General features: G+C 37.8%; 5 protein-coding genes. 3 read left to right on the top strand and 2 right to left on the bottom strand.

The window, feature by feature from the left end; translation table 11 throughout:
- Window positions 1-3 precede the first annotated feature (3 nt).
- Window positions 4-780 (bottom strand): N-acetylmuramoyl-L-alanine amidase family protein, encoded by a 777-nt coding sequence (locus tag AC1DPQ_RS13945; protein WP_215128790.1) that lies wholly within the window; start codon window positions 778-780, stop codon window positions 4-6.
- Between the two features lie 12 nt (window positions 781-792).
- Window positions 793-1,656 carry an N-acetylmuramoyl-L-alanine amidase family protein gene (locus tag AC1DPQ_RS13940; protein WP_477585116.1) on the bottom strand — a complete coding sequence of 288 codons (864 nt, stop codon included), beginning with the start codon at window positions 1,654-1,656 and terminating at the stop codon, window positions 793-795.
- Between the two features lie 164 nt (window positions 1,657-1,820).
- On the opposite strand from AC1DPQ_RS13940, the gene AC1DPQ_RS13935 reads away from it, so the two are divergent.
- The 3 genes from AC1DPQ_RS13935 to AC1DPQ_RS13925 form a co-directional block, all read left to right on the top strand.
- The gene (locus AC1DPQ_RS13935; RefSeq protein WP_477609804.1) at window positions 1,821-4,391 is read left to right on the top strand and encodes a putative LPS assembly protein LptD; all 2,571 of its coding nucleotides are present in this window, start codon (window positions 1,821-1,823) and stop codon (window positions 4,389-4,391) included.
- A 3-nt stretch (window positions 4,392-4,394) separates the two neighbouring features.
- Complete coding sequence (locus tag AC1DPQ_RS13930) at window positions 4,395-5,639, top strand: competence/damage-inducible protein A (RefSeq protein WP_477584537.1); 1,245 nt, start codon at window positions 4,395-4,397, stop codon at window positions 5,637-5,639.
- Between the two features lie 56 nt (window positions 5,640-5,695).
- Window positions 5,696-6,576 (top strand): 2-oxo acid dehydrogenase subunit E2 (locus AC1DPQ_RS13925; RefSeq protein WP_477609802.1); only part of this gene is annotated, 881 nt, incomplete at its 3' end.

Raw genomic sequence — 6,576 nt, 5'->3', positions numbered from 1 at the left:
CACTTATTTAACCTCAATATTTTTTTTGTATGTTTTTATTGCTTCCAAAATAGAATTGGCAATTTCGTTTTGTCCATTTTGGGAATTAATATATTTTTCTTCTTCTGTATTTGAGATAAAACCTACTTCTGTTAAAACGGCGGGCATACCGCAACGCTGCAATACCAAAACGCCCTGTTCTTTAACACCACGGCTTAATCGCTCATCCCGCTTGATATAACTGTTCTGTATTAACTTGGCAAAATTAATGCTTTTGTCCCGAAAGGCATTTTTTAAAAGCGATAAAAGAATAAAACTACTTGGGTTACTTGGATCATACCCATCGTACTTACTTTTGTAGTTCTTTTCCAATTTAATATCGGCGTTCTCACGTATGGCAGCATCCTGTTCTTTTAACCGGTGCGATCCCGCAACCAATGTTTCTACTCCTTTGATATGCTTGTTGCCTGGAGGCATTGAATTGCAGTGTACCGATATAAAAAGATCGGCATTAGCTTCGTTCGCTATTTCTGCCCGCCTGTACAAGTCAACATCTATATCTGTTTTCCGTGTGAAAATTATTTTAATATCCGGCATCTGCTCCTTTAATAAGGCACCTAATTTTAATGCAACCTTCAACGCAACATCTTTTTCTTTCGAAAAATTACCAGAGGCTCCGGGTTTTCTGCCACCATGACCAGGATCAATAACAATTGTTTTGATCTTATAACCCTGAGCAGGCGCTTTTTCAGCAACTAGTAACGAAAATAAAAGTATTGTAATCAGAAGTTTAATCTTCATGCAGGAGGGATATTAAAATGATGTTTCAGCTATACGTTTATAATTTTTAATTGCTTTAATAATTCCATTTACAATTTCATTTTGCCCTTCAGGAGAATTCATATAATCTTCTTCATCTGGATTACTCACGAAACCAATTTCAGTTAACACAGCAGGCATAGCAGCACGGGCCAATACCGCAAGGCTTTTCTCTTGTACGCCTCTGTTGATCCGGCCTGCATTAACATATTCTTGTTGAAGCATTGAAGCAAACTTTAAACTCCTATCTCTATTGGTTTGTTTCATTAACGATAACATGATGTCACTTTCGGGGGTATTTGCAATAAACCCTTCATAGTTTTTCTGATAATTTTCTTCCAGAAACATCGAAGCATTTTCTCGTTTGATCACCTCATCCTGCTCACCTAAACGGCGAGTTCCCGACACGAAGGTTTCTGTTCCCCTCGTTGAAGTGCTTTTAGAAGTAACGGTTCTATAAACAGGTACTTTTCTGCCCCTTACTTTTTTATAGTAATCTACCACCCTCGATACCCTAACCGGCATATCATTTAAGTGGATAGAAATAAATAAATCGGCTTTTGCATTATTTGCAATATTGATACGCTCGTATAAAGGAATAAATACATCCGACTCGCGGGTATAAATAACTTTGATATCTTTCAAACTATCTTGAAGCGCCCGGCCAAGGTTCAATGCCGTTTTAAGCGCCACATCTTTTTCCTTCGAATACACACCGTGGGTTGCACCATCTTTACCACCGTGACCGGCATCGATCACAATTGTTTTAATTTTATATTCTTGTGCAAACACCTGATTATCAACTGAATTTGATAACACTAAATAAATAATAACTGTTAAAATGGATTTAAGATACATCAATGGTATATTTTTCACTAATTTTGAACGTTTTTGATTAAACATTTGTGCAAAAATAACATTCAAATACGAATTTGAAACTTCTTAAGAGCTCTATTTTACTAATATCTGTCATTTTATTAACACTTGTTGTTGGTAAAGCTAACGCATTTTCTCATTTTTCATTGCAACAAATCATCCAGCAAGACACAACCAAAAAGGATACGACTAAAAAGACAGGTAAAAATAATAGCAGTATCGACCAGAAAGTAGAATACAAAGCGGAGGATTCGGTAAAAATGAGTGCCGATAAAAACATTGTGTATTTATACGGTAACGCAAGGGTGGTATACGGTGATTTTGAGCTAGATGCGGCTTATATCAAATACGATAAAAAGCAAAATTCCATATTTGCGCGAGGCATTAAAGATCCAAAAACGGGTAGGTATACCGGAAAACCAATCTTCAAATCGGGTGCTGATGGAACAGYCATAGCCGATTCTATTTTTTACAATTCAGAAACAACCCGGGCTAAAGTATATGGTGTTTTTTCTGAACAAGAGGGAGGTTTCTTCTCTGGTGGGCAGAGTAAAAAGCAAATAGATGATGAGCTGCACATTAAAAATGTAATGTACAGTACCTGTAATCTACCTCACCCGCATTTTGGATTAATGATTTCTAAAGGGGTGGTAACAGAGAAACAGATTATTACCGGGCCGGTTTACATGATTATCGAAGATATCCCCACTTTTCTGGGGCTACCTTTTGCTTTTTTTCCAAAACCTAACAAACGAACATCGGGTGTAATCCTTCCCACACCAGGCGAAGATGCAACCAGGGGTTTTTTCTTACAAAACGGTGGTTATTATCTCGGATTGAACGATTATTGGGATGCCAAATTAATGGGGTCGATTTACACCAATGGTTCTTATGAAACTAGTGTATTGAGTAATTATACTAAGAGATATAAATACAATGGTAACATTAATTTAGCTTATTCAAGTTTTAAAGATGGTTTAGAAGGTACCGAGGCATTTAGAAACCCAACCAAAAACTTTAGTATCAATTGGAGCCATAGTCAAAATGCCAATGCCAATCCAGGTACTACATTTAGTGCCAGTGTGAGATTAGTATCAACAGGAAAAAGGGGATACTATAAAAATACTGCAGCAGGTACTACTTACGACATTAATACCATCGCAACCAATTCAACAAGTAGCAGTATTAGTTATGCGAAGGCCTATTCGAACGGGATGAACTTCTCTTTGGCCGCATCAAGTGATCAGACTTTAAGTACAAGAGCGATATCGTTAAGGCTGCCAGAAATGACATTCAACGTACCTACATTTAACCCATTTCGACCTAAAGATGCAGTCGGTGAACAAAAATGGTATGAAAAAATAACCGTTGGCTATAGCTTGCAGGGAACCAACAGAATTGATACTTTTGATAGTTTGTTGTTCCAAAATGATGGTTTAAAGCGATTAAGAAGCGGATTTTCACATAGTATTCCGGTAAACATGTCTTTCACTGCCTTAAAATATTTAAACTTTAGTTTGGGTGGTACCTATAATGAGGTTTGGAATTTCCAGAGTGTAAATAGAAGATATACGCAGTTTGCCGACAATACATATACTTTTAGAGAAGATACCCTCAGTGGGTTTAAAAGAGCGGGCAGCTACAGYCTATCAACCAGTATGTCGACTAAAATTTATGGAAGAAGAGATTTTAATCCAGCTGGCAAAATCCAGGCGTTGAGGCATGTAATGACTCCAAATGTTTCCTTCTCTTATTCTCCGGATTTTACCAAAGCAGGGGCGGGGCCATATAGACCTGCCATAGACCAAAATGGTAATCAAATTTATACCAGTGGACAACCTTTAAAATATTCCATTTTTGATGGTATGGCACAGCCGGGCTCTTTTGGCGGCCCTAATGCTTCCATTGGTTTCGGCTTGGACAATACCGTGGAACTGAAGGTGAGGAATAAAAACGATACGACCGGAACAGGCTCAAAAAAGATCCCGATTATTCAAGGTTTGAGTTTTAGCGGTTCATATAATTTCCTGGCTCCTTCTTATAAATTATCAACCATTGGTTTTAGTGGGCGGTCGCAGTTTACCGATAAATTGGGGATAAATTATAATGGAACGTTAGATCCATATGCTTTAAAAGACACAACGGTTAACGGTCAAATCACTAAAATAAGAGAGGATCGTTTATTTTTCCAAAAGAACAAATTCCTGCCACGTTTAACTAACTTTGGCTTCTCATTCGATTATAGTTTAAATCCAGAGGCATTAAAACGCAAAAATGAGGCTAATGATAAATTAGGCGAAGCAGCCAATAAAAAAGGATTAACCGATATACAGTCAGAACAATTAGCGGCTATAAGTCGTGATCCAAATGCTTTCGTTGATTTTAACATTCCCTGGAATTTCTCTTTCTCTTACAGTTTTCAATATTCGAATGACGGGAACAACAATACAATTTCGAATACACTAAACTTTAATGGCGATGTTAACTTAACACCAAAGTGGAAAGTTACTTTTAACTCAGGTTACGATTTTAAGAACAATGGCTTAACCCCAATGAATTTAGCTATTTACCGCGATTTACATTGTTGGGATATGAGTGTAAACTGGGTTCCATACGGTGCTTACAAAAGTTATTCTCTTACCATAAAAGTTAAGGCATCAATACTACAGGATTTGAAATTGAGCAAAAGACAAGGTTTTTACAGCACATACCGATAAATTATGCTAGCCGAAATTATTACCATTGGTGATGAGATTCTCATTGGCCAAATCGTTGATACCAATTCTGCCTGGATGGCTAAACAGTTAAATTTAATTGGCGTTTCCGTTAAGCAGATTACTTCAGTTTCTGATGATGAGCAACATATTATTGAAGCCCTTGATCTTGCCGAAAAGCGTGCAGATATTGTTTTAATTACTGGTGGACTAGGCCCGACCAAAGATGATATTACCAAGAAAACCTTGGCAAAGTATTTCAATATGGGCTTTCGCAATGATCCCGGAGCATTGGAAATGGTTCGTCAGATTTTCGAAAAATACAAACGCCCTTTATTAGATATCAATATTCAGCAAGCTGATGTTCCTGATGGTTGTGAGGTTATTGTAAACAAAAATGGTACTGCGCCTTGCATGTGGTTTGAACAAAATGACACCATTTTTGTATCGATGCCAGGTGTGCCTTACGAAATGATGTACCTGATGGATGACGAAATTCTGCCCAGAATTACGAGCAGATTTAAGCTGCCGTTTATTGTACATAAAACTATTCTTACGGCAAATATAGGCGAATCATTTCTGGCCAAAGAGGTCGAGGAAATTGAAGATAGCTTGCCAGCACACATCAAATTGGCTTATCTGCCAAAATTAGGACAAGTACGTTTGCGCTTATCGGCCAAAGGCGATAACGAAACAGCGTTACAAAAAGAGGTTGAGCTTTACGCCAAACAGATCATTTCAAAAGTAAATAAGTTTGTAGTAACAGATGAAGATATTCCCTTGGAAAAAGCGATCCTGAATCTTATGAAAAGCAAGGGTTTAACTTTATCTACAGCAGAAAGCTGTACTGGTGGATACATAGCGCACCTGATTACGCAGCACCCAGGTTCTTCTTCGGTTTATTGGGGCGGGGCGGTAGCCTATGCATACGAGCTTAAAGAATCTATTCTTGGTGTAAAAGAAAGTACTTTAAATACCTTTGGCGCCGTGAGCGAACAAACCGTTGCAGAAATGGCCGAAGGTGCAATTAAACATTTCAAAACAGATTACGCTATTGCGGTTAGTGGCATTGCCGGTCCAGATGGTGGAACTGAAGACAAACCAGTTGGCACGGTATGGATCGCAATTTCTTCAAAACACAAAACTGTAGCTAAGTTGTTTAATTTCAGTAACAAACGTATTCAAAACATCGAACGTTCTGCAGCATCGGCACTTGCCATGTTATTAAATCTCCTTAAAGAAACAGTTTAGAAAGAATAAAAACTGTATTTTTGTAGCATTACCAATATAAAATACTGTAATTTAATATGGCTCAATACGAACTATTGTTACCAAAAATGGGTGAAAGTGTTGCGGAAGCAACGGTGATTAAATGGGTAAAACAACCAGGTGATTCTATTGATTTAGATGATACCATTCTGGAAATCGCTACTGATAAGGTAGACTCTGAAGTTCCTTCTCCGGTTGCCGGTAAATTGGTAAAACAGTTATTTGCTGCAGATGAAGTTGCCCAGGTGGGCGATGTAATTGCCATTATTGAAACTGAAGGTGGAGAAACCGCTACTACAGAAGCTCCGGTTATAGAAAAGCCAATAGCTGAAGAAAAAATTGAAACTATTCCTGGAATTGCACAACTGCCATCAGAAAACACTACTGTAGCAACTGATTTTAGCTCGTCTGACCGCTTTTATTCTCCTCTGGTTAAAAGTATTGCTGCACAAGAAAATATTTCGTTAGCCGAGCTTGATGCGATTAAAGGTTCTGGTGCTGATGGACGGTTAAATAAAGATGATCTATTAGATTATATCGCCAATAAAAATGGTGCAGCGCCAATCTTAACTAAAACAGTTAGTATAACAGCGCCTATTCCGCCAACAAACCAAACGGCTGAAAATAAAACAAGTTCGGCCCCAATTGTAAATAAAACATCAACAACCAGTGTTAGTGGTGGCGACGAAATTATAGAAATGGATAGAATGCGTAAACTGATTGCCGATCATATGGTAATGAGTAAAACAACTTCACCGCACGTAACTTCGTTTGTTGAAGCTGATGTAACCAATATGGTTTTATGGCGTAATAAAGTAAAAAATAGCTTCGAGAAGCGTGAAAATGAAAAAATAACCTTTACACCAATATTTGTAGAGGCCGTTGCCAAAGCGATAAAAGATTTTCCGATGATCAATGT

It is taken from the genome of Pedobacter sp. 01T416_2 (genome assembly GCF_056398925.1).
The sequence above is the reverse complement of the archived record's forward strand: the minus strand, read 5'-3'. Positions and strand labels throughout refer to the sequence as shown.

Excerpts from the sequence above, each read along its gene's own strand:
- AC1DPQ_RS13945 (WP_215128790.1), bottom strand. The coding sequence starts at position 780 with ATGAAGATTAAACTTCTGATTACAATACTTTTATTTTCGTTACTAGTT.
- AC1DPQ_RS13940 (WP_477585116.1), bottom strand. The coding sequence starts at position 1,656 with ATGTATCTTAAATCCATTTTAACAGTTATTATTTATTTAGTGTTATCA.
- AC1DPQ_RS13930 (WP_477584537.1), top strand. The coding sequence starts at position 4,395 with ATGCTAGCCGAAATTATTACCATTGGTGATGAGATTCTCATTGGCCAA.